An 18,920-nucleotide genomic window follows, 5' to 3' on the forward strand; every position below is an offset into this window, starting at 1 on the left:
TTCCTCCCTCGATCGAGCGGAGACGAGGAGGGGCGCTTCTCCCTCGACAGCCCGACCGCATCTCCCTCCATTCATGACGATTCCATGACAATCAGAATCCGGCATTCTGCTCCCATGCTGCCATGAAACGCCTCGCCTTGCTTGCCTTGTTTCTCCTCCCGCTGCATGCGGAAGAAGCCCCCCTCGACGATCTCCTGCGGGATGCTCTCTATGCGGAAGAGGTGGCTCGCGATCTCGCGAAAGCTGCTGAGCAGTATCAGCAGGTTCTCAAGCGTATCGAAGCCCATCGCCCCATCGCCGCCAGTGCCCTGTTCCGCCTCGCGGAGATCCGTCGCGAACAGGGCGACAAGGAGACCGCCGCGGCCCTCTATCAGCAACTCCTCCGTGACTACTCCACCGCAGTCGCAGAAACCCAGCTTGCGCGCCAGCACTTGGTGGAACTGGGCGGCAAGCTCCCTGAAGGCGCCCCGGCGGAAGACCCCAACCTCGTCCACCTCCAGGAACTGCAGGCCCTCGCCCGCTCCAGCCCCGATCTCGTCCAACAGTCCCGGCATGCGGAAGAGGCCGCCACCCGGGGGGATCTCCCCTCGCTGCAGTTTCTCGAAGAGTGCGGCAATGCTGCGGACCCTGCTCGCCTGCTCTCCTTGGCCGCGAAAGCAGGACATCTCTCGATCGTTCGTCACCTCCTCGAACAAGAACCCGCCCCGGATGCTCCCGCCAAGGACGCCGCGCTTTTTCGGGCCATCGAAGCGGGTTTCCCCGAACTGGCCACCCTGTTACTCGAGTCGGGAGCCAACCCCGATTTTGCCGATGCTCCCGCCTCCCTTTCAGGAGATCGCTCTCACCTCCAATCGACTCTCGACCTCGCCATCTCGCATCATCGAGTCGACCTCGCTACCTTGCTGCTCAAGCACGGCGCCGATCCCAATTTCATGGTGCCCGACCCGAATCATGGCGAGTCGGAAGCCCCCCTCCATCATGCCATTCGAGAAAGCGAATCCCTCGTCCACTTGCTGATCGACCATGGAGCGGATCCCAACTTGGCCACTTCCGTCAGTCACTTCACTCCCCTCCACGTGGCGAGTTATTGGAATCAAGAGCCCGACATCCTCCAGTTTCTCATCAAAAAGGGTGCGCAGCTGGAAGCGCTCACGGCCCCTCTTGCGGAAAGCGACTCCGCGTCCCCCGGAGAGTCCCCAAAGTGGCCGATGACTCCGCTTCACATGGCCTTGGACCGCAAGCATGAGTCCCAAGCCCTGCTGCTCCTCGATGCCGGTGCCTCCGCCCAACACCCCGGCATTCTCCGCGCGGCAGTGCGGACCGGAAACCTGAAAATCATCACCCGGATCCTGGACGCCGGAGCCCGGGAGTCGACCGAAGATGGCGATCTCCTTCGCCTCGTCGCCACCTCCCCCAGCAACCGGAACCGTTTACAGAAAAGTGATCTAGGGCCCGATGCCCTCGAGATCCTCAAGTTTCTGATTCAGCAAGGGTTCTCCCCGGCTGAGGAATGGCGGAAACAGGGGATGCCCGATGCGGCGGGCAATGCTCGGGTGGTCCTCGACGAAGCCTTCACTTTGCCCGAGCTCACCCGCCGATCCGCCATCACGTTTTTCTCCCGGCAATCTCAGCTCGTCCTCCCCCTGGCTTCGCCCGCCGAGTCCTCAATGCCTCCGCCCCTTCATCAACTGCTTCTCCATCCGGAGCTCATCTCGGCGTTTGAGGATGTCTTCGCTGGGAACAAGCTCGAATGGCGACGCTGGCGAAGCCCGAATGAGGGTCCACTGGAGTCGCTTCTTTTCGACCTTGCCAGCGACCGAACACTACCCCCGCTGCAGTGGGGAGATGTCATCGAATTGCGCTCCACAGCGGACCCTGCATCGACCTCTCCTGAGATGCGCGCTCCCGAGTTTCGATGGAATCTCAGGAAGCGCATCGACCTCCCCATCACCGCCGAAATCGCTGGCTCCAACCGCAACTTCCAGCTCCGGGGGGATGTGCTGGTCTATGACCCCACGCGCGACGTTCTTCCCCATGGCGATCTCGCTCAAGTCGCCCCCATGCTCTGGAATCCATTCCCGGTAGCCTCCACTGCCAGGGTCGTCATCCGCCGGGAAGGCTGGGGTGACATTATCTGGACCTGGGGAGACCAAGGTTTCCATCTGCAGGCAGGAGATCACTTGCGGCTGGAAAACACACTGAGCCCGCAAGAGGCGGAACACCGGTTCAAAAAGAATCGTCAAAGCTACGTCCATCTTCTGTTTCCCGACACTCCGTGCGCGATTCATTCCTCCCTGTCCTACCGCTCGGACCAGGGATTCTCCCCTTTCACTCTTCCCACTCTGGCTTCGCTGATCGCCGAAGCCTATGCGACCGCCTTTGACACTTCCGCCTATCCCCGTCCGTGGGAACAGGCCAACGTCCCCTATGCATGGAGCCTGCCTCATCCGGATTTCTCCTCGATCGTCATTCGAAGATTGAAAGACGATGAAACGGAGGAGGTTTTGCACGTCGATTGGGAAAAGGCGATCGCCGCCTGCACCCCTGAAACCACCGCTGATGATGTGCGCGAGGCCGACATCTCCCTTCAACCGGGCGACATCGTGGAGCTTTCCCTGAAGGACGATGACTCGCTGCCATGGAGGGGCTTCTCAGCGGCCACGGCTCGATTCTTCCATGGGGTCCTATCGGGGAGCGTTCAGATCTTTCCTCGGAACGAAAACCCGAGACTTCTTCGCCTCAACTGGCAGCCGGTCGAATGGAAGGAGACCGAAGTGGGATGGCTGCCACTTCTCCCCAAAGTCGGCTTCCCCACCTTCCGATATTTCGATCGCGTGCCAGCTCCCCACGGAAGCCTGGCCGAACAAGTCGGGGGCAGGCTCACTTCCATCGAGCGTGAAGGAGACAGCCAAGACGCACCCCTCTACAACTACTATATCAAAAGCGGTGACCGGCTGCTCACGGAGGCCCCACTCAAGGCCACTCAAAAAGTCGTTCCGAATACCAGGCCCTCCGAACGAACTCCCCGCCCCCGAGTCGTCGTCCCGCCCACCCCCAATCGCTGACCATGTCACTGCGCTGGCTCTATCTCGCAGTTCTTGGGCCGCTGGTGCTCCTTGCCACCCTCGCCTGGTGGGGCACTCGCGTGCAAATCAAGGCAGCATGGACCGACGCCAGAGACAACGCCGAGCTTCTCGCCCCCCAACTCGCACAAAGCCTCACCGCTGAGATTGCTTCCTCCTTTCGCCTGATTCCAATCTACCCGCATCCACCCAGCCCTGGACCGACCTCGCCGCAAGAGGAACACCTACAATCCGATGATCTCGATGTTCTCAACGCGCTGCGCGACGACGAGGATGCAGGAACTTCGGCTTCAGGATTGCCCCTTCGAGCGCTCGCTGCGTTGCGCATCGAAGCCCTCTTCCCCAACACTCAGGATCGCCAATCATTGATTCAGCTCCTGACCGAGTCGGCGCCCTCCGCACTGACGGCGCCCGCTCTGACTCAGCTCGGCACCACCACCGAGGTCCAATCCAACTGGCGACGCGACGAGGAAATTCGCCGCCAAACGCAGCCACTTCCCGCAAACATCTGGTCGATCCTCCCCCCCGCGATCCACACCCTCCCGAGCGAGGCAACGCCGCCTGTGGGCTTGGCCCGCCGCACCGAAAACCACATCGAATTCTTTTCTTCGGAGCAAGTTCGAGAGTGGCTGCAAACCCTTCAGCCCCCTTTATCGCCCGGGCTTCAAGTGGCGGTCTTGGCTGCTGGAAATCTTTCGAACCCTTCCCCGGATGGCCGATCGCTGGCGACGGCGAAGCTCGGCAGGGAGATCCCGCTTCTCCTGGAAGTTCGCGCTCTCCCAGAGCGGCTTGAGGCTTCTCTCCGTCGACAACAACGTTGGACTCTTGCCCTTCTCGCCGGAGCCATGGCCACCGCCGGCATCGCGCTTTTCACCATCCACCGCACCGTCGCCCGCGAACGCCGGCTCGCCGAGCTAAAATCGCAGTTCGTATCGAGTGTGTCTCACGAACTCCGGGCGCCTCTCGGGTCGATCCGCCTGATGGCGGAAGCTCTTCAACAGGGGAAAGTGGCCCATCCCAGCGAATTCCACACCCTCATCGCCCGAGAAGGCGCTCGGCTCTCTCACTTGATCGAAAACGTCCTCGATTTCGCCCGCATTGAGGACGGGCGGAAACGCTATCGCATGGAGGAAACCGATCTCACGGCCCTCATCCACGCCGCCATCGACCTCCTTCGACCGCAGGCCAAAGAACGGCAGGTCACTTTCGAAAGCCGATTGCCCGAACTCGTGGTCTCCGTCGATCCCGCGGCTTGGCAACAGGCCATGATCAACCTTCTCGACAACGCCCTCAAGTTCTCCCCCGAAGGAGGAATCGTCCGCGTCTCGGCTCATCAAATTCCAGCGCCACCGTCGCTCTCCATCGCCATCACAGATCAAGGACCCGGCATTCCCAAAGACGATCATGCGATCATTTTCGAACGCTTTCACCGACTCGGAAATGAACTGCGTCGCGAAACTCAGGGCGCTGGCATCGGCCTCAGCATCGTCAAGCACATCGTCGAAGCCCATGGCGGAGCCATTCACATCGATAGCCAGCCCGGACACGGCTGCACCTTCACCCTGATCCTCCCGCTGACCGCCCATCGCGGTTCACCCACCCCATCCCCATGCGCATCCTGATCATCGAAGACGAGCTGCCCATGCGCACCGCTTTGCTCGAAACACTCAAGGGGGAAGGCTACCGCACCCAGGCTGCCAGCGACGGCGTCACGGGGCTCGAACTGGCCTGCTCAGAGCCCTTCGACCTGATCCTTCTCGATGTCATGATGCCGCGGCTCGATGGCTACGCCGTTTGCCGTGCTTTGCGCCAGCGGGGCCGCGAAATGCCCGTCCTCATGCTCACCGCCAAAAGCCTCGTCGACGACCGCGTCGCGGGCCTCGACTGCGGTGCAGACGATTACCTTGTCAAACCGTTTAGCCTCCGCGAACTGCTCGCTCGCGTCCGTGCACTCCTGCGCCGCCAAGAACGCCACCACGCCGTCCCCGATCAGGTGACGCTCGGTCGCTCGCTGCTTAACTTTGCCACGGGCACCCTCACCCGAGATGGAGCATCCCAAGAACTCCCGGCCAAAGAACTCGGCATGCTGCGCCTCCTCATCGCCCGCCGTGGGGAAACCATCACCCGGGAAACATTTCTCGACGTCGTCTGGGGCTACCACGCCTTCCCCAGCAACCGCACAGTCGACAACTTCATTGCGACCCTGCGCTCACGCATCGAAGAGGATCCCTCCCGGCCTCAACTTCTCCTCACGGTTCGAGGTGAGGGATATCGCCTGGTCTGATCACCACCAGAAACGGAGCGCCTTCTCTGGCTGCGGCAAAGACTTCCCCATCCTGACTTTCCGCCCAGGAAACCACCGCGGCCGCTTCCTCATCCCCCCCCGGGTGCCCCGGATAGCAAACCACCGTTACCACGCCACCGGGCCGCACCACCGACCTTGCCGCTTCCAGAGCACGCAAGGTCTCCTCCGTCCGCGTGATCACGCCATGATCAGCCCCGGGCAGATACCCCAAATTGAACATCACCGCATCCACCGGCTTCTCCACTCGATGAGCCAACTCTGCGTGGCTTTCCTGGAAGAACTTCACCCATCCCGCACAACCCGCGGCTTCCATCCGCGCCTTAGATGCCGCAATCGCCGCCTCCTGAATGTCGAATGCCAAGACCTCACCGGTCGGCCCCACCAAGCGCGCCAGAAACAACGTATCATGCCCATTCCCAGCCGTCGCATCCACCGCCACGCCTCCCTCTCCCAGCACCTCCGACACCTGTTCATGCGCACGATTCGTCGCCCTTTTTGTCATCTCGGGGGCACGATGCCTTGAAACAGAAAACTTGACACTTGAAACCTGCGCAATTTTCGCCAGCTTCCGCCCTCACCTCCGAGGCACACACCTCGAATCCAGAACTACGACGACTACCATGGCCGCCAAGATCTACACCAACAAGGATGCCACCCTGACGCCGATCAAGAAGAAGACCCTCGCGGTCATCGGCTTCGGCTCCCAGGGCCACGCCCACGCTCTCAACCTCAAAGACAGCGGCCTCAAGGTCGTCATCGGTCTCTACAAGAAGTCGAAGTCCCGCGAAGTCGCCCAAAAGCTCGGCTTCGAAGTGATGGACACTGCCGATGCGGTCAAAGCCGCCGACGTCATCTTCGTTGCCGTGCCCGACACCAAGATCGCAGCCGTCTACGAGAAAGACATCGCTCCGAACCTCACCAAGGGGAAGACCCTACTCTTCTCCCACGGCTTCGCCGTTCACTTCAAAACCATCGAGCCACCGACCGACGTCAACGTCATCATGGTCGCACCGAAGGGCCCGGGCCACACCGTCCGCTCCCAATTCGTCGATGGCAAGGGCGTGCCCGGCCTGATCGCCATCCACAACGATGCCGACGGCAAGGCCAAGAAGATCGCCCTCGCATGGGCTCGCGGCGTTGGCTGCACCCGTGCCGGTGTCTTTGAAACCAACTTCCAGGAAGAAACCGTTACCGACCTCTTCGGTGAGCAAGTCGTCCTCTGCGGTGGCGCTTCGGCGCTCGTGAAGGCCGGCTTCGAAACCCTCGTGGAAGCCGGTTACCAACCGGAAATGGCCTACTTCGAGTGCCTTCACGAACTGAAGCTCATCGTCGACCTCATGAACGAAGCCGGGATCGCTGGCATGCGTTTCTCGATCTCCGAGACTGCCGAATGGGGCGATGTCACCGTGGGTCCGAAGATCATCAACGACTCCGTCAAAAAGCGGATGCAAAAGCAACTCAAGGACATCGAGTCCGGCAAGTTCGCCCGCGAGTGGATCAAGGAAAACGAAGAAGGCTGCAAGCGCTTCAACGAAATCCGCAAGGCCGAAGCCGCTCACCCGATCGAAAAGGTCGGTGAAAAGCTCCGCTCCACCATGAGCTGGATCAAGCAGAAGAAGCTCAAGAAGGGCGCGGCCCAAGCGAGCTACGTCTCCTCCTCCAAGTAAGCCGATCCCGGGAGCCGCACGGTTCTCGCAGCATCTCAACTTTCCCCAACCCGGTCCTCCTCAGGAGGCCCGGGTTTTTTGCGTCTTTCCCTGCGGCATTTCGTCACATTTTTGCGACATCTCCCGATAGGTCCCGCCCCCCCGCACCGTTCCTTCCGCCGCGGAAACTTGCCATCGCGACGGACGACCGCTAGAGACCCCGATACTCCAGACCAAAACCCATGACAGCAGCTACCCTCGATGACTCGGGCATTGCCCCGAATGCCAAACGACTCCTATGGGCCGGATTCACGGCCATCCTTGCCGCCGGTGTCGGCTTTGCCATCCGCAATGGCACCCTCGCTACCTGGAGTCAGCAATTCGGATTCACCAACCTCCAAAACGGCTTAATCGGAGGCGCCGGCTTTTCCGGATTCTGTTTCGGCATCATCATCGGAGGCGTCATTGTCGACAAGATCGGCTACGGAAAGCTCATCATCAGCGCCTTCCTCCTCCACGTTCTTTCGGCAATCGTCACCCTCATGCCGACCTCCGAGATGGGTCAGCAATCGGCCTTCCTCCTTCTGTTTTCCGGTACCTTCATCTTCTCGCTGGCAAATGGCACCCTTGAAGCCGTCGCCAATCCCTTGGTGGCCACCCTTTTCCCCAAGAACCGCACCCACTACCTGAACATCCTCCACGCCTCCTGGCCGGCGGGCATGATCATCGGTGCTCTCATCACCTTGGCCGTCGGCAATCACTGGTCGTGGAAAGCTCAGCTCGGGCTCTACCTCCTGCCCACCGTGGTGTATGGTCTGATGTTCTTTGGGCAGAGTTTCCCGAAATCGGATGCCTCCGCCAAGGGGCTCTCGCTCGGTGAAATGATGAAGGAAGTCGGCATCCTGGGCGCCAGCGTCGCTGGATTCTTGCTCTACTTGTTCACCCGCGATGCCCTCGGTGCGAACATCCTCGCCGGCCTCACGCAGTCGGACTTCTTCGTGAGCGGTGCCTGGAATGGACTCTCGATGCTGGTGGGAATCGGCTTCGTCGCCTGGGTCGCCGTGATCACCCGCGGTGCCATCGGCCACTGGCTGCTCTTCGTCCTCTTCCTCACCCACGCCGTGCTCGGCTCGCTGGAACTCGGCACCGACTCCTGGATCGAGAACATCAACGGCACCATCCTTACCCCGAGTGAGGGCAAAATTCTCTTCATCTTCGCCTCAGCGATGATGTTCGGACTCCGCTTCTGCTCCCACTGGATCGAGAACAAACTCAAGCTGTCCCCGATCGCTCTCCTCTTCGTCTGCTCGATCTTTGCGATCGTCGGCTTGTTCAGTGCCGCCGGCGTCAACGGCATCACCGCGGCCTTCGGTGCCATGTTCATCTACAGCATCGGCAAGACCTTCTTCTGGCCAACCATGCTGGCTGTGGTGGGCGACCGTTTCCCGCGCACCGGCGCCGTCGCCATGAGCATCATGGGCGGCATCGGGATGCTCTCGGTCGGTCAGCTCGGTGGACCCGGCCTGGGCTACGCCAAGGACCGTTTCACCGCTGAGCACATGGTCGCAACCGGCCATAGCGAAGTCCTTGAATCCCACCGTTCCGAAAAGCCCAGCAAGTGGCTCGGCTTCTCCGAAGTGACCGCCCTGGACGGTAAGGCGTTGGAAGAGGCGAAAAAACTGGCCGAAAGCGAACGCTCGGCAGGCCAGCAAGCCATGGTGGAAAGCGAGATCGCCGGTAGCCGCAAAACCCTCCGCTTCGATGCCATCCTGCCGATCGGTATGGCGACGGTCTACCTCTTGCTCCTGCTCTACTTCAAGTCCATCGGCGGCTACAAGGTGCTCACCATCACCCCGGAAGAAGCCTCTGGTGGTTCGCAAGGACCTGCGGGTTACTGATCCCGGCCAACCGGCTCAAGCTTTCCCAAAATTCGGGCGCGACCTCTCGCAGGTCGCGCCTTTTTTCATCGCAGAGGCGGGCTCCACCCATTCCTCTCGAAGGCTCTCACCCTTCGCTGGGCGGATAAATCACCGCCACCCGCTCGATGCCGTTCTTGGAAAACTCGTCCCAGTAGCGCTTTTCCAGATCGGCCGTGCGCTCCCGCCGTTGCTCCTCGCTCAACTTCTCCCAGTTTGCCAACCCGATCTGCCGGGCAAGGTCCCTGTCGGAGAGCCGAAGCACCAGATCCTCCCAGAAGCTTTCATTACGAAACTCCTCGTAGCATTCCCGGAAGAACGACCGGTCCTGAGCCTCGGGCTTCACTTGAAAACGCTGCTTCTCTTCGTCCCATTCGATGGCATCGCTGAGCCCGGTATTGTGGGCCTTCTCCAGAATCTTGTTTTCAAGACTGTCATAGGCGGAAACGCCGTCGTCCGAACCCGGCTTCCGATTCCACGAAGCGACATCGGCGGCGAGGCTCACCATCTCCACCAATGTCGCTAGTTCCTGTTCCGTGAAACGCAGATGCACGGGCGCAAGGAATCACCCCGTGCTGCCATGGGCAAGCCTTGAGGATCACCTGCGAACCCGGCCCCCTCTCCCTCAGTCGCTCGCGCGCACCAGCTTCAAGCCGAGGAACATGGGAAACTCCCGAGCGGCCCGATGCTCGCCTTTGCTTCGGATCCCGCCCGCCTGCGAACGCCGGTGACTGTAGAGTTCTTCACAACCGAACAAGGCCAAGCCCGCTTGACCGAATGCATTCAGCACCTCCGCCAACGGCCGGTGATAAAACAAAGTTTCCGAGCTCTCTCCTTTGCCAGGATGGGTCTTGATCGGAATTTCGAGGTCCACTCCATATCGATCGACCCGACGGTATTGAAGCCTCCGCCCCTCATCCCAACCCCAGTGTGTCTGGCGCGGAATCCGGAAACAGGGGTGCATGAAAATGACCACCATTTCGCCGCCTGGCTTCAAGGCAGCCGCGGCATTGCGCGCCATCGCCGGCAGGTCCGGAACGTCGTGGACCGCCATCAGGCAGGCAGCAAAATCAAAGTGCCCATCCGCCCAGGGGCTCGGCTCTGCGCACGCATCGGCGACGACGAATCGCACCGCGCGATCTCGCTCAAACCGCCGCTGAGCCGACTCGATCAAACGCGGGCTGGCATCGACACCGAGCACTTCACGCGCCCCCGCTTTCATCAACTCCGGAACCAAAACGCCTTGCCCGCAGCAAAGATCCAGACCTCGCAAACCGGAAATGTCCCCCAGCATCTCCAAAGTCGCCGGCAACACCACATGCTGGTGATAATCCGAGCCTCCCTTACCCACCAGCTGGTCATACCAAGCAGCCACCGGGTCCCATCCCTTCGACGGTGCTTTTTTCGCCGCTTTTTTCTTCGGGCGCCATCCGCCCTCTCCGCTCCGTCGTTGCCGATCCATGGGCCGATTGTCCGGGAGCAAACCGCCCCACTCAAGCCAGCTTCTCGCGAATCCTTGCAGCCAACTTTTCCATCCTTGGCACCGCCACCCCCAAAGACAAAGCCCGTCGCAGCGGCTCACCCCAAATCGCCTCGAACTCCACCGGACGACCTTCGACGTAGTCAATCATGCTCGAGGGACGATAAGGACCCATCGGTCGAGTGCGGCCGATTTCAAAGTCCACCAAACTGTCCTCCATCGCATAGCCCTGAGCACGGGCCACCGCCATCACCTCCCGCATCAAGCCCGCAATCTCTTCTTCAATTTCCGGCTGCGCCAACAGCACATCCGTGGTCACTCCTCCTTCCGCGATGGCCAAACCATTGAACGGAAAATTCCACACCAACTTCCGCCACTGAGCCGCCGGCAAAGTCTCGACCGCTGTCGACACCACGCCCGCCTGCCGGAAAGCTTCCGATAGCCGTTCTGCCCGCGGCAAACCCGGCTCAGGCACCCATTCCCCCAAAGTGACCTTGCCACCTGCCGTGTGCTTCACGTGCCCCGGCCCCAGACGATTGATGCAAACAAAGCACAACCCACCGCACACTCTTTCTGCGCCAAACAACTCCGCAAGCCGCTCACAATTGCCGAGACCATTCTGCAAAGTCACCACCTGGGTGTTGGGACCGACCATCGGTCGCAAGATCTCTTCAAACTGATCGTTCGCCGTCGCTTTCCATGCCACCAAGATCCAGTCCACCTCGCCAATCTCCTCGGGCGACCGAAACACCTTGGCTCCTTCAAGCACGGCATCGCCATCGACGCTCTCGATCACGATGCCTCGCTCCTTCACCGCTTCGTAGTCCGAGCGCAGCAAAAAATGCACGTCCTCCCCCTGCAACGCCAAACGAGCTCCATAGTAAAGTCCTACGGCCCCAGCGCCGACCAATGCGATTCTTCCTCCCAAATGCATGATGAAATCAGTGTCCGCGCAAGGCATCCGAAAGGCGTTTTGCCGTCTCCACCGTGTTGCGGTGAAGCTGCGCCGTGAACAGCGACTCCCGGTTGGTGCCTTCTCCGTAAAGCACAGCCACCGGGATGCGGTTGCGGATCAAAGCGCCCAATAGAACCTCATCGCGCCGCTTCATGTCTTCCAGCGTGAGATACATCTGTCCGAAGCGGTCGTCGCTGTGATTGTCCGCCCCTGCCACCCAAATCACCAAATCAGGAGCAAAAGTGTCCAAGGCCGCCGCCAGACTGCTGAACAGCTGCCGCAGATACATCGTGCCCTCCACGTAGCGCACCGTCTCCACATCCATCGATCCCGCACTCAGGGTTTCCCGGCGACCGGGACCGACGTGAATCGAATACGTGAAGACCCGCGGGTCATCCCGCAGCAGGGATGCCGTCCCATTCCCGGCTTGGGCGTCGGTATCGACGATCATGATTCGGATCCCAGGACGCTTGGCCTGCAAGTCGGCCACCGCAATCGCCACATCATTGAACACACTGAAGCCCTCCCCATGATCCCGAAACGCATGGTGGGATCCACCCGCCAAGGCGACGGCCACCCCTTCCTCCAGCGCCGCGTGGCACGCCAGACGCGTGGCCTCCACTTCCGTCACGCTGCGTTGATACAGCATCGGAGTCGCCGGCAGTCCGAGGCGGATCTGCTCTTTCATGTCGAGCTGCCCGCGATAGATCCGCTCAAGATAGCTCGTGTCGTGAACCCGCATCAGCAGGTGGCTATCGGCCAGCCCCACCTCCACGATCTCCTCGGCACGCAAGACCCCCCCCTCCAACAGCATGTCTTTGGATACACGGAACTTCTCGACCTGGAACGGGTGTCCGGCCGGCAAGCCAAGCTCAAGGTTCTGGGAGTAAAAGCAGCGCATTGCGGCAGCCCCAAGCAATCACAGGCCACCGGCCTTGCCCAATGATTTTCCCACGCAGAGCTTCAACGGTCCGGAAAGCTCGGCCACTCTTCGCTCCGTTCGTTTCTCAACCAGCCGCCAATCGCACCCGCTACCCGCAAGTACCGATCCTTCGGAACACCCCCTTCTTCCAAAAACGGAGCTCCCAACGGTGGATCGGGATCGAACTTCATCAGAGCAGTGCCTTCATCCATTTCATCGAACATGGCGAGATAGACGGCATCGCTGCCGGCCTTTTTCGCCGCGACTGCCTGCGACCAAAGAAATCGTCCCCCAAGCCGTGGAATCGCATCGAACTCGGCCTTCTGACCGCGAGATCTCATCAAATGATGCCAACTGAAGCCCGGAAACAACACCGGCAGATACCGCACGCCTTTCTCCCGACACCACGCAACATCCTTCGCCACCACCTCACGCCCTAGCCGCTCTGCGTCGTCGGGAGTCCCCAAGCGTCCCACCGCCCACGGGCTGATCACATCCGCACGGGCCAGCACCTCATGCAGCCGGGCATCTCCGACCGCATCGCGATCCAAAGTTCGCCAGTAATAAGGGACTCCCAGCATCACCGCAAAACCCTTATCGTGGAGATGATCCACCCAGTTCTGCCATTCGGCAAAGTCGGTCTGCCGATCGCCAAAGCCGATCCCCCAGGTCGCCACCACCGGCTTCCCCCCGATCTTGAGGTAGCTCTCCCCGTGAGGATCCCACTTCGAGGTTTCCAGCAACCGGGCCAAGTCCGACTTCAACACCTCCATCGGGCCCGATGGCAAACCACTTGTATCATACATCAGAGCCCACTGACGCCCCTCTGCCGTCGCCGCGGAGTCGACCTGGGTCAGCACCTGATCCAAAGTCCGCCGCATGACCGGGTCCCGCGTTTCGGTCGCGAAGCGCTGCAGAAACGCCGCATCCACCCCATACTCCCGCATCCACCGGAAATGCAGCCGAGTCACCTCCGGGTCCAACGAACTGAAGACCTCCGCCACCTTTCCGTCCCGATGCCGAAAAGGCGTGGGCCGACGCAAGCTCGCAGGCAACTCATCCACTGCCGGCCAAATCTCAATGCCCAGCTGCTCGGGAGTCGGTCCATTCGGGCCGCCGTAGTGCCTCCACCCGACCTTTCCTCCATCCCCCTCGCAGCGAAACCACCCCTGATACCCACAAAACACCTTGCCCTCCCATTCGTCCGCCCACGCGATGCCGACGAGAAAAACGAGAAACCAGAACGAGCGAGCCATCCCCCTTCCTACGTCACCTCCCGCTCCCGACTTTCCCTCGCGAAGCGGGGATGAGGAACGCAAAAAGCCCGGCCGCGAACGACCGGGCTGAAAGCCCCTGGGGACCCGCACGGTAGCCTCAAGCCTCAGCAACCGGGAGGTTCGTGACCTCTTCACGAACCTTTTCCGCAAGCAAGGTCGACAGGTAACGCTCCGTCGATGAGCAACCCACAGTGACGATCCGCTTGCCCGCGAATTCCGGCCGCTTGGCGAGCTGAATGGCGGCCCACACATTGGCACCCGTAGAGATCCCTGCTGGCAATCCTTCTTCCTGAGCCAGCGCCTGGGCCGTGGCGAGGGCGTCCTCATTGGTCACCTGAATGACTTCGTCGATGATATCCACGTTGAGGTTGCCCGGGATGAATCCCGCGCCGATGCCCTGAATCATATGAGGCCCCGGAGCGCCTCCCGAAATCACCGGGCTCGCCGTCGGCTCGACCGCAAACACCTTCAGATCCGTGCGCGATTTCAGCACCTCACCAACACCAGTGATGGTGCCACCGGTACCCACGCCAGAAACGAAGGCATCGATCTTTCCGTCCGTATCCCGCCAGATCTCCTCGGCGGTCGTTTCACGGTGGACCTGCGGATTGGCCGGGTTGTCAAATTGCCCCGGACCAAATGACCCAGGATTCTGCTCCACCAACTCCTTAGCCTTGGCGATCGCACCGCCCATTCCTTTGGCGCGAGGAGTGAGCACAATCTCGGCGCCCAAAAGACGCAGGAGAACCCGCCGCTCGATCGACATGCTTTCGGGCATGGTCAGGATGCAGCGGTAGCCTTTGGCACGGGCGACAAAGGCAAGGGCAATGCCGGTGTTTCCCGAGGTCGGCTCAATGATCAATCCGCCAGGCTGGAGAGTTCCATCCTTCTCAGCGGCCTCAATCATGGCCTTGCCGATCCGGTCCTTCACGCTGAATAGCGGGTTGAAGAACTCGGCCTTCACGCACACCTCGGCATCAAGGCCCGCGGTGAGCTTGTTCAATCGGATAAGCGGGGTGTTGCCAACCGTGGCAACCATGTTCTCTGCGATGGGCATAGTTTTCGAGTGTTGGGTTAAATCTGGAAATCGGTCTGTCCCGAGTCGAGGTGAAGACCGCATTCATACTTCTGACCATTGAAGCGGCTGGCTTCCGCATCGAGGCCATTCACGGCAGGAGCGGTGCTGTGCCAATCTCCCATCGTCGCGTAACCTTGCGCTGCCAGTGGATGAGGCGGCAAGCCACGGTCATGCATGTAGGCGGACACTCGGGCATCGACCCAATCGAGAATCGGATACACTTTCGTCATCCGGTTCTGCTTTTCCGCAAAAGGCCGCTCGGCTCGGGTGCTGGAATGGGAGCGCCGCAGACCACTGATCCATGCATGGGCATTCAATTCCTTGAGCGCCCGGTCCATGGGCTCGACCTTCGTCAGAATTCCATAGCGATCCAGACCCTCCTTGCCTTGCTCCCACAGCTGGCCATGCAGCGCCTCCATACGCGCCGAACTAAGCCGCGGTTGGTACACCCTCAGGTCGGTGCCAAAACGATTCACCAGCTCTTCCGCATACTGATAGGTCTCGGGAAAAAGATAACCTGTATCGATGAAAATCACCGGCAATTCCGGAGCGTGCTGGGCGATCAGATCCAGCATCACTGCCGACTGAAGCCCAAAGCTGGTGGATGCCACGAGGCGATCACCGAACACCTCGGAAAGCAGACGCAGCCGATCTCCCGCAGACAGCGGTTCGAGCTCGGCGCTCAATTCTTCCCCCGTCATCGATCGCGTCCTCATGCAGTTTCAAGGGCCTCCGGCTTGATATTGGCGTGAAAATCCGCGCCCTGTTCGGTAGCGATGACGTATCCAGCACGAATCACAAAATCCCCAAACTTTTCCCCATCTTCGCGCTCCTTGGCATATCGCTCCAGAATCGGAGAAAGCGTTTCGATGATCTTGGCCGCAGGCAGATCCTGACGGTAAAGCTTGTTAAGACGTTGGCCAGCGTGGCCGCCCCCAAGATACAAGTTGTAGCGATCCGGACCACGCCCCACGAAGCCGATCTCCGAAATGAACGGACGTCCGCAACCATTCGGGCATCCGGTCATCCGGATGGTGATGGCATCATGCCGCAAGCCAAACTTCTCCAACTCCTCCTCCAACAAGGTGAGGACATCAGGAAGATAGCGCTCCGCCTCTGCCAGCGCGAGGCTGCAGGTGGGCAACGCCACACAGGCGATTGAAGCCAGGCGCATGGCGCTGCGCTCGTGGCTACGGCTCATGCCAAACTTCTCCAACAGCGCCTCAATCTCGGGCCGACGTTCATCCGTCACGCTCGCGATGATCAGGTTCTGGTTTGCGGTCAGGCGAATGTCCCCTTGGTGCACCTTGGCAATCTCCCGCAGTCCTGTCCGCATCGGATATCCCGGCGTGTCGATGACGCGGCCTCCTTGCACAAACAAGGTGTAGTGGTGGACACCGCGCTCATCAGTCGTCCAGCCAAAGCGATCGCCGTTGTCCGTGAATTCAAAGGGCTTCACCTCATCAAGGTCGTATCCCAGGTAACGATGGAGTTCGGCCTTAAACCAGTCCACGCCACGGTCTTGAATGGTGTATTTCAAGCGCGCATGCTTGCGGTCGGTCCGGTCCCCGAAATCCCGCTGCACCATCACCACTTTCTCGGCGACGTCGACGACCTGATCCACCGAGCAATAGCCGATCACATCGGCCAAGCGCGGATAGGTCGCCTCGTTGCCATGGGTCATGCCCAGACCACCGCCAACGGCCACGTTGTAGCCCACCAGTTTCCCATCTTCGACAATCGCGATGAACGAGAGGTCATTGGCATAGAGATCCACGTCATTGGACGGAGGCACAGCAATGGTGATCTTGAACTTCCGAGGAAGATAAGTCTTCCCGTAGATCGGCTCGACCTCTTCTTCAGAGCTCTCCACCTTCTCCCCATCGAGCCAAATTTCGTGGTAAGCACCCGTCTGCGGAGTGAGGTGATCGGAGATCGCCTGCGCATCGCGCTGAACCTCTTCGTGAACCGAACTGAGATGGGGATTCGGATTGCACATCACGTTGCGGTTCACATCGCCGCAGGCCGCGATCGTATCCATGGCGGCATGATTGATTTCGGCAATCGTGCGCTTCAGATTCGTCTTGATGATGCCGTGCAACTGGAACGCCTGGCGCGTGGTCAGTTTGATCGTGCCATTGGCATAGTCGTCGGCCAGACGATCCGTTTCCAACCACTGCTGGGTCGAGGCCACACCACCCGCCAAGCGGATGCGCAGCATGAACGAATAGGCCTTATCGAGCTTGTGCTTGCGGCGATCTGGACGCAGATCACGATCATCCTGCATGTAGGTTCCGTGGAACTTGAGGAGCTGATTGCTATCCTCCGTCACGGCACCCGTCGAAAGGTCGGCGAGGTCGTCGACAATTTGGCCGCGCAGATAGTTCGAGCGCGTCTTGATACCCTCGTTGGCGGAAAGTGGTTTGTCGGACATGGAAATGAACGGTTGGGGATGAAATGGAATCAACAGTTAGTAAACGTCGCGCTGATAGCGCTTGGACTTCTTCAGGTCCTCCAGGTAGGCCTCGGCTTCCTCACGCTTGCGACCGCCTGCCGTGGTCACCACATCGATGAGAGCCTCGTGGACATCATGCGCCATGCGCGAGGCGTCACCGCAGACATAGAAATGGGCTCCTTCTTCCAGCCAGGCAAACAACTCGGCGGCCCGTTGACGGATGCGGTCCTGAACATAGACCTTTTCGGGTTGGTCGCGGGAAAAGGCAACGTCCAGCTTGTGCAAAGAACCATTCTTGAGGTGATCCTGCCATTCCAGCTGATAGAGGAAATCGAATTGATACCGTTGGTCACCAAAGATGAGCCAGTTTTTGCCGGACGCTCCGCTGGCAGCACGGTGCTCAACGAAGGACCGGAAGGGAGCGATGCCCGTGCCCGGACCCACCATGATGATCGGGGTGTCACCCTCCGTCGGCAGCCGGAAATTCTTGTTCGGCTGGGTGAACACAGGAACTGAATCGCCATTCTCAACGAGATCGGCAAGATAGGTCGAAGCCACACCCTTGCGCGGAGCACCGTGGGCATCGTATCGCACCGAAGCGACCGTCAGATGGACTTCTCCTGGATGCTCCAAGGGGCTGGAAGCAATCGAATAGAGCCGAGGTGGCAGTTTCCGCATCACCCCAGTCAGCGCTTCAGCCGACAATCCGTCCGGAGCAAATTGACGAATCGCATCGGCGATCCATCGGCCCCATAGATACTCCCTCAACTCCTCCTTGCCCTCATCCGCAAGCAACGCGGCGAGCGACTCCGAGGCGGGTGCCACTTCGGCAAGTTTCTTGAGCACGGCTTTGGATAGAGTCGTGATCTCAAAGTCTTCACGCAGGGCTTCCGCCAGCGGCTTGGCTTGGCCCCCTTTCGGTGTCACCGATTCTGAGCCACTAAGGCGAGCCGCCCGCAAAATATCCTCCACGACGTCGGGAGCATTCACCGGCAGCACTGCCAGGGCGTCGCCAGGTTCGTAAGTCAGCCCGGAACCTTCCAGGGAGAGTTCATAGTGCCAGGTTTCCTTGGCGGACCCCCGGCCATTCAAAAGCACCTTGTCGAGCAACTCGGCAGGGAACGGATTCTTCTTTCCGAATGTCGAACCAACCGGCGCCACCACCGGCGAAATTTCGCTCACCGCTGCCACCGCCGCCGGTGCCAGAGCCGTGAAAGCGGCCTCGACCCACTCCTGGTAAGAATCTTCGTAATCGACATCGCAATCCCGACGCTCCGCGACGCGTTTGCCACCCAACGTGGCCAAACGGGCATCGACATCTTTGCCCGTCTTGCAGAACTGCTCATAGGAAGTATCCCCTAGCGCGCACACCGAGAAAGATACCTTGGAGAGATCGACATCCTCCGACATCAGCCCCTTATAAAACGACGTTGCGGTTTCCGGTGGCTCCCCGTCACCCCAGGTGCTGACAATCACCACCAATCGCTCCGACTTGGCCAAATCGGCCGGCGAAAGATCGGCCATGTTCTTGACCGTGGGTTTGAATCCCCGGCTCTTCGCCGACTTAGCCGTGCGCGCGGCGAGCTCTTCGGAGTTACCCGACTCCGTTCCATAAAGAATCGTCAAAGGAACCGATACAGCCGCTCCAGCAGTCGCTGGCGCCGCCAAGGCAGGGCCCCCGCCCGTGCGAGCAGTCAGCCATCCGCCCAGCCACGATTGCTGGTCCGTCGACAGTTCGGCCAATAGCGCATCAAAGCGACTGCGCTGGTCGGAATTCAAGGGAGCGTGAGCCGGAAGCATACC

15 protein-coding genes are annotated in these 18,920 nt (G+C 60.3%); 5 read left to right on the plus strand and 10 right to left on the minus strand.

The window, feature by feature from the left end; genetic code table 11:
• Window positions 1-122 precede the first annotated feature (122 nt).
• Genes HNR46_RS01035 through HNR46_RS01045 form a run of 3 tightly spaced genes read left to right on the plus strand, consistent with a single transcriptional unit; the run spans window position 123 to window position 5,367 of the window.
• Window positions 123-3,065 (plus strand): ankyrin repeat domain-containing protein, encoded by a 2,943-nt coding sequence (locus HNR46_RS01035; protein ID WP_184014942.1) that lies wholly within the window; start codon window positions 123-125, stop codon window positions 3,063-3,065.
• Between the two features lie 2 nt (window positions 3,066-3,067).
• Entirely contained in the window at window positions 3,068-4,705 is a 1,638-nt protein-coding gene (locus HNR46_RS01040; RefSeq protein ID WP_184014944.1) for a sensor histidine kinase, read from the plus strand.
• Window positions 4,693-5,367 carry a response regulator transcription factor gene (locus HNR46_RS01045; RefSeq protein WP_184014946.1) on the plus strand — a complete coding sequence of 225 codons (675 nt, stop codon included), beginning with the start codon at window positions 4,693-4,695 and terminating at the stop codon, window positions 5,365-5,367. The genes HNR46_RS01040 and HNR46_RS01045 overlap by 13 nt, the downstream gene beginning before the upstream one ends.
• On the opposite strand, the gene mnmM is transcribed toward HNR46_RS01045, so the two are convergent.
• Entirely contained in the window at window positions 5,333-5,890 is a 558-nt protein-coding gene (gene mnmM, locus HNR46_RS01050) for a tRNA 5-(aminomethyl)-2-thiouridylate-methyltransferase MnmM (RefSeq protein WP_184014948.1), read from the minus strand. The two genes, HNR46_RS01045 and mnmM, sit on opposite strands and share 35 nt — an antisense overlap.
• A gap of 118 nt (window positions 5,891-6,008) precedes the next feature.
• Here mnmM and ilvC point away from each other — a divergent pair, with 118 nt between their 5' ends.
• Entirely contained in the window at window positions 6,009-7,055 is a 1,047-nt protein-coding gene (ilvC, locus tag HNR46_RS01055; protein WP_184014950.1) for a ketol-acid reductoisomerase, read from the plus strand.
• Window positions 7,056-7,276: 221 nt separating this feature from the next.
• Window positions 7,277-8,932 (plus strand): MFS transporter, encoded by a 1,656-nt coding sequence (locus HNR46_RS01060; RefSeq protein ID WP_184014952.1) that lies wholly within the window; start codon window positions 7,277-7,279, stop codon window positions 8,930-8,932.
• Window positions 8,933-9,038: 106 nt separating this feature from the next.
• Here HNR46_RS01060 and HNR46_RS01065 read toward each other — a convergent pair whose 3' ends face one another.
• From HNR46_RS01065 to HNR46_RS01105, 9 genes are all read right to left on the minus strand, one after another.
• Complete coding sequence (locus tag HNR46_RS01065) at window positions 9,039-9,503, minus strand: hypothetical protein (protein ID WP_184014954.1); 465 nt, start codon at window positions 9,501-9,503, stop codon at window positions 9,039-9,041.
• A 72-nt stretch (window positions 9,504-9,575) separates the two neighbouring features.
• On the minus strand, window positions 9,576-10,412 hold the full coding sequence (locus HNR46_RS01070) for a class I SAM-dependent methyltransferase (RefSeq protein WP_184014956.1): 837 nt from the start codon (window positions 10,410-10,412) through the stop codon (window positions 9,576-9,578).
• 31 nt (window positions 10,413-10,443) lie between these two features.
• Window positions 10,444-11,364: a 2-dehydropantoate 2-reductase gene (locus HNR46_RS01075; RefSeq protein ID WP_184014958.1), complete on the minus strand. Its 921-nt coding sequence runs from the start codon at window positions 11,362-11,364 to the stop codon at window positions 10,444-10,446.
• 7 nt (window positions 11,365-11,371) lie between these two features.
• Window positions 11,372-12,286, minus strand: a complete 915-nt coding sequence (locus HNR46_RS01080; protein WP_184014960.1) for a histone deacetylase family protein — start codon at window positions 12,284-12,286, stop codon at window positions 11,372-11,374.
• 62 nt (window positions 12,287-12,348) lie between these two features.
• Complete coding sequence (locus tag HNR46_RS01085) at window positions 12,349-13,563, minus strand: glycoside hydrolase family 99 protein (RefSeq protein WP_184014961.1); 1,215 nt, start codon at window positions 13,561-13,563, stop codon at window positions 12,349-12,351.
• Window positions 13,564-13,681: 118 nt separating this feature from the next.
• Window positions 13,682-14,641: a cysteine synthase A gene (gene cysK / locus HNR46_RS01090; RefSeq protein WP_184014962.1), complete on the minus strand. Its 960-nt coding sequence runs from the start codon at window positions 14,639-14,641 to the stop codon at window positions 13,682-13,684.
• A gap of 17 nt (window positions 14,642-14,658) precedes the next feature.
• Window positions 14,659-15,378, minus strand: coding sequence for a phosphoadenylyl-sulfate reductase (locus HNR46_RS01095; RefSeq protein ID WP_184014963.1), 720 nt, complete (start codon window positions 15,376-15,378; stop codon window positions 14,659-14,661).
• On the minus strand, window positions 15,375-17,096 hold the full coding sequence (locus HNR46_RS01100) for an NADPH-dependent assimilatory sulfite reductase hemoprotein subunit (protein ID WP_184014964.1): 1,722 nt from the start codon (window positions 17,094-17,096) through the stop codon (window positions 15,375-15,377). Before HNR46_RS01100 ends, HNR46_RS01095 begins: the two co-directional genes overlap by 4 nt.
• Before the next feature lie 36 nt (window positions 17,097-17,132).
• On the minus strand, window positions 17,133-18,896 hold the full coding sequence (locus HNR46_RS01105) for an assimilatory sulfite reductase (NADPH) flavoprotein subunit (protein ID WP_246417846.1): 1,764 nt from the start codon (window positions 18,894-18,896) through the stop codon (window positions 17,133-17,135).
• Window positions 18,897-18,920: the final 24 nt, after the last annotated feature.

The organism is Haloferula luteola (assembly GCF_014201715.1).
Taxonomy (GTDB): domain Bacteria; phylum Verrucomicrobiota; class Verrucomicrobiia; order Verrucomicrobiales; family Akkermansiaceae; genus Haloferula; species Haloferula luteola.

Bases quoted from the DNA above. Each gene is read 5' to 3' on its own strand.
- HNR46_RS01035 (WP_184014942.1), top strand. From the start codon at position 123: ATGAAACGCCTCGCCTTGCTTGCCTTGTTTCTCCTCCCGCTGCATGCG.
- HNR46_RS01040 (WP_184014944.1), top strand. From the start codon at position 3,068: ATGTCACTGCGCTGGCTCTATCTCGCAGTTCTTGGGCCGCTGGTGCTC.
- HNR46_RS01045 (WP_184014946.1), top strand. From the start codon at position 4,693: ATGCGCATCCTGATCATCGAAGACGAGCTGCCCATGCGCACCGCTTTG.
- mnmM (WP_184014948.1), bottom strand. From the start codon at position 5,890: ATGACAAAAAGGGCGACGAATCGTGCGCATGAACAGGTGTCGGAGGTG.
- ilvC (WP_184014950.1), top strand. From the start codon at position 6,009: ATGGCCGCCAAGATCTACACCAACAAGGATGCCACCCTGACGCCGATC.
- HNR46_RS01060 (WP_184014952.1), top strand. From the start codon at position 7,277: ATGACAGCAGCTACCCTCGATGACTCGGGCATTGCCCCGAATGCCAAA.
- HNR46_RS01070 (WP_184014956.1), bottom strand. From the start codon at position 10,412: ATGGATCGGCAACGACGGAGCGGAGAGGGCGGATGGCGCCCGAAGAAA.
- HNR46_RS01075 (WP_184014958.1), bottom strand. From the start codon at position 11,364: ATGCATTTGGGAGGAAGAATCGCATTGGTCGGCGCTGGGGCCGTAGGA.
- HNR46_RS01080 (WP_184014960.1), bottom strand. From the start codon at position 12,286: ATGCGCTGCTTTTACTCCCAGAACCTTGAGCTTGGCTTGCCGGCCGGA.
- HNR46_RS01085 (WP_184014961.1), bottom strand. From the start codon at position 13,563: ATGGCTCGCTCGTTCTGGTTTCTCGTTTTTCTCGTCGGCATCGCGTGG.
- cysK (WP_184014962.1), bottom strand. From the start codon at position 14,641: ATGCCCATCGCAGAGAACATGGTTGCCACGGTTGGCAACACCCCGCTT.
- HNR46_RS01095 (WP_184014963.1), bottom strand. From the start codon at position 15,378: ATGAGGACGCGATCGATGACGGGGGAAGAATTGAGCGCCGAGCTCGAA.
- HNR46_RS01100 (WP_184014964.1), bottom strand. From the start codon at position 17,096: ATGTCCGACAAACCACTTTCCGCCAACGAGGGTATCAAGACGCGCTCG.